We start from the raw sequence: 3,761 nt of genomic DNA on the forward strand, positions 1-3,761 counted from the left end.
TGGGTGCCGGTGGTGCGGTGGTCGGGTTACTCGTGAGCTCCTTCAGCGTGGCGCAGTTGCTGAGCGCGCCGGTGTGGGGCCGTTTCAGCGACAAGTACGGCCGGCGGCCGGCGCTGATGGTGGGACTTGGAGCGAGTGCCTTGGCGTACGTGGTGTTCGCGTATGCCGACAGCCTCTGGCTGCTGTTCCTTTCACGCATCGTGCAAGGCGCGGGCGGCGGTACGGTGAGTGTGATTCAGGCCTACGTGGCCGATGCGACACGCCCGGAGGATCGCGCCAAGAGCCTCGGCTGGCTCTCGGCGGCGACCAACGCCGGCGTGGCGCTCGGGCCCGTGATCGGCTCGTGGGTGCAGTTGTGGAGCAAGAACACACCGGGGCTGGTGGCGGCAGGGTTGTGCGTGGTCAACATGGTGTTCGCGTCGCGTTATCTCACGGAGATCCGCAAGCCGGGCTCCGAGGGCACGAAGGCCAAACCCAAAGGCTCCCGCGAGGCGGTGCTTCGCGTGATGAGCCATCCCAGCGAGCCGGCTTCGCGCCTCATCCTGATCTACGCGCTCGCCATCGGCGCCTTTCAGGGGACGACCGCGATCCTCGCGCTCTTCCTCGCTGATCGATTCGGTGTCACCGAGAACACCATCGGCTATTTCTTCATGTACATCGGCGTGCTGAGCGTGGTGGTACGCGCGCTCATGCTCGGTCGTCTGGTGGACCGCATCGGGGAACCACGGCTCAGCCGCGCGGGAATCCTTCTACTCGCCGCTGGACTGATCGGCCTGTCGTTCTCTCCCAACCTGCCATTGCTCGCGCTGTCGGTGGGTATGCTGCCATTGGGGACCGCCTTCACGTTCCCGTGCGTCACTGCGATGCTGTCACGCGTGGTGAGCAGCACCGAGCGCGGTCTCTACATGGGAGTGCAACAGACCTTCGGCGGCATTACCCGTGTGGCATTTCCGGTCATGCTTGGCCTCGCCTTCGACACGTTCGGTCATCAGAGTCCATTCTGGATCAGTGCCACGGTGGTACTGACGACGCTTCTGATGGGGCGCGACCTCGAGTTGTACTCGCCGCGGAAGACCACCTAGGCTGCGATCACCGGTTGCGCGTCACTTCATCTTCACGGACGCGCCCTCACGCAGCTGTTCATTCGGAAAGAGTACCACGGTATCGGCGGCGGTGAGTCCGCCGAGGACCTCCACAAGCTCGCCGCCCCGCTCGCCCAGTCGGATACGCACGAGACGTGCGCGCCCTTCGCTGACGCGCCACACGCCCCAGCGATCACCATCACGCACGAGCGCGCTGGCGTGGACCCGCAGTACGCGTGGGGCTTCCCACACGGTGATGCGGACATCGGCCCGATAGCGATCGCCGAGGTGCACCGTGGCGGGTATCGCCACCACCACATTGACGCGCTGCTCTTCGACACCCAGCGCCGAGAGGCGGGTGAAGGCCGCGGGCTCGACACGCACCACACGGCCTATGATCGTATCGCCGGGCTGCTCCTCCGCGGATGTGCTCATGGCTTCGCCGCCAAACGTCATCCGAGCCGCCGCTCCCTCACGCACGCGCAGGGCATCTGCGGTGAGCAAAGGGACGATGACGTCGAGGTCTCGCGGATCTCCAACCTCCAGCAATCGCGCACCGGCTGACACGACCCGTTCGTGTGGCTCGGCCACCGCGAGGACCGCGCCAGCCTGTGGTGTGCTGATGGGCAATCCCGCCCCGTCGCCGCTGGTCCCGGCCACGGCCGCCGCGGCTTGCTGTCGATCGTAGCGCGCGGCCCGTAGCCGTTCCTCGGCGGACTGCAACTGCAACGCAGCGTTGCTGAACGCATCGCGCGCGCGCTCGACCTCCTGCGGTGACACGCCGCCGGCCGCTCCCAGTGCCTCCATGCGTACACGGGTCCGACGTGCGTCATCGAGTCCGGTGCGAGCACCACGAACGCTCGTCTCGGCCTCACGCATCATGGCATCGGCGCTGCCGAGGCGCGCCTGCATCTGCTCACGCGCCACCGCGTCCGCCGGCGCCGGATAGAGCACGCCGAGACGCGCGCCGATCGCCAGCATGTCGCCTTCCTGCATGGCCATGGGCACCCAGCGCCCGGCCACGGGGGCGTTCACATCGGTGTGGGCGCGTACCCGAGTGGTGCCCATCTCGTCGACGGTACGGCGCAGTGGACCGTCACTGACGACGCCGACCTGGACCGGAAGGGCTGGCGATCGAAACACCCACCAGAGCACGGTTCCCAGCACGACCGCTGCACCAAGGAGCACCAGACTTTGTTTGGTCTTCATGCGATGACTCCGTCATCAATCATGGTTGGGTCCTCACTCACGCGTCTTGAGTACGGCCACGAGGTCCATCCGATCGAGTCGCCGCCGCACCAACCACAGCGAGGCGATGCCAGAGGCGAACAGCACCAGCACCGCCCACGCGCACGTGCGAAGCGACACGGTCAGGGGGAGACGGAAGAGTTCGGAGCTCAGGGCGGTGACCATGGCGGCGCACAACATGACACCGATGGCCAGCCCGACAGGAACCGACGCCACGCCGAGCATGGCCAATTCACCGAACAGCATGTTGGCGACTTCCTGTCTGGTGAAGCCGAGGACACGCAGACTGACCAGTTCGCGCCCGCGCTCCGACAGCGCTACACGCGCGGTGTTGTATACCACGCCAACCGCGAGCACCGTAGCGAACCCCACGAGCGCCATCAGTGTCACGTAGAAGCTGTCGCGCATGACCTTGTCGAAACTCGCAACCACGGCCGCACGGTCTCCGATCCCGGCGACTCCGGGCATGCGACGCAATTGTGCCATGGCGCTGTCGCGAAGCATCGGATCGACCAGCAGTGCGGCACCATCCACGGCTGATCCGCCCGCCACCTGCCGGAGTTGCGCGCCAGTCATCCAGGCGTTCGTGCCGATCAGATCGTCCACCAGGCCATCGACGCGCACCTGTACGGTGCGCCGCCGGCCGGTGAGCACCTGCACGGTGACCGAGTCGCCGGCACGCACGTCGAGCAGCCCGCCGAGTGCGGTCGACATCAGCAGACCATCACGTGGCGCCGCCACGACGCGTCGATCGGCGCCGACCACACGACGCAGGGTAGCGTCGGGCGTGATCAGGCTGATGGCCACCCGACGTTCACGCACGCCGTGTCGCAGGGCCACGGGTACGGCCCAGAGCGGCTCGACGCGTGTCACCCCGGAGACGTGCGCCAGTTCGTACAAGGCATCGCGACCAGAGGGGTGCGAGAAGGTGACGGCCACATCCTCCCGCTGGATCTCGGTGAAGTGCACGTCGCGCATCATGGCGATGGCATCGAACATGTAGCCGCCGACCATCACCACGGCGATACTCAGCGACATCCCGAGCATGGCCAGCCCCGCACGTGCCGGCCGCCGTAGCACACCGCGCACCGTGAGTCTGGCTGTCGGTGAGAGGAGACGCAGGAACCACGAGCGATCGACCCAGCCGTGCCGAAAGCGCAGTGGTGTTTCGGGACGCATGGCTTCGGCGGCGGGCAGGCGTGACACCCGGCGCACGGCCGCGGCGGCCCCCACGAAGGCCGAGAGTACCGTGACGGCCATGGCAATCACGATGGTCCGCCAGTCGGGCGAGAAGGCCGCGTCGGGCATGCGATAGTACGCGGCGTAGAGCGTGGCGAGCAGGCCGGCCAACCACAGCCCCAGCGCGCTACCGCACACGGCGCCGATGAGCACGGGTGTCAGGGCAATCGATGCGTAGTGGCGCACCAGCGT

General features: G+C 67.1%; 3 protein-coding genes. 1 reads left to right on the forward strand and 2 read right to left on the reverse strand.

Features of this window, described 5'->3' with window-relative positions:
* On the forward strand, window positions 1–1,082 hold a 1,082-nt coding region (locus ACIQ6O_RS14210; protein WP_396208439.1), incomplete at its 5' end, for an MFS transporter.
* Window positions 1,083–1,103: 21 nt separating this feature from the next.
* On the opposite strand, the gene ACIQ6O_RS14215 is transcribed toward ACIQ6O_RS14210, so the two are convergent.
* Both ACIQ6O_RS14215 and ACIQ6O_RS14220 read right to left on the reverse strand, forming a co-directional pair.
* Window positions 1,104–2,291 (reverse strand): efflux RND transporter periplasmic adaptor subunit, encoded by a 1,188-nt coding sequence (locus tag ACIQ6O_RS14215; protein WP_396208440.1) that lies wholly within the window; start codon window positions 2,289–2,291, stop codon window positions 1,104–1,106.
* 33 nt (window positions 2,292–2,324) lie between these two features.
* On the reverse strand, window positions 2,325–3,761 hold a 1,437-nt coding region (locus ACIQ6O_RS14220; RefSeq protein ID WP_396208441.1), incomplete at its 5' end, for an FtsX-like permease family protein.

The organism is Gemmatimonas sp. (assembly GCF_044345575.1).
Classification (GTDB): Bacteria; Gemmatimonadota; Gemmatimonadetes; order Gemmatimonadales; family Gemmatimonadaceae; genus Gemmatimonas.

Excerpts from the sequence above, each read along its gene's own strand:
- ACIQ6O_RS14215 (WP_396208440.1), bottom strand. The coding sequence starts at position 2,291 with ATGAAGACCAAACAAAGTCTGGTGCTCCTTGGTGCAGCGGTCGTGCTG.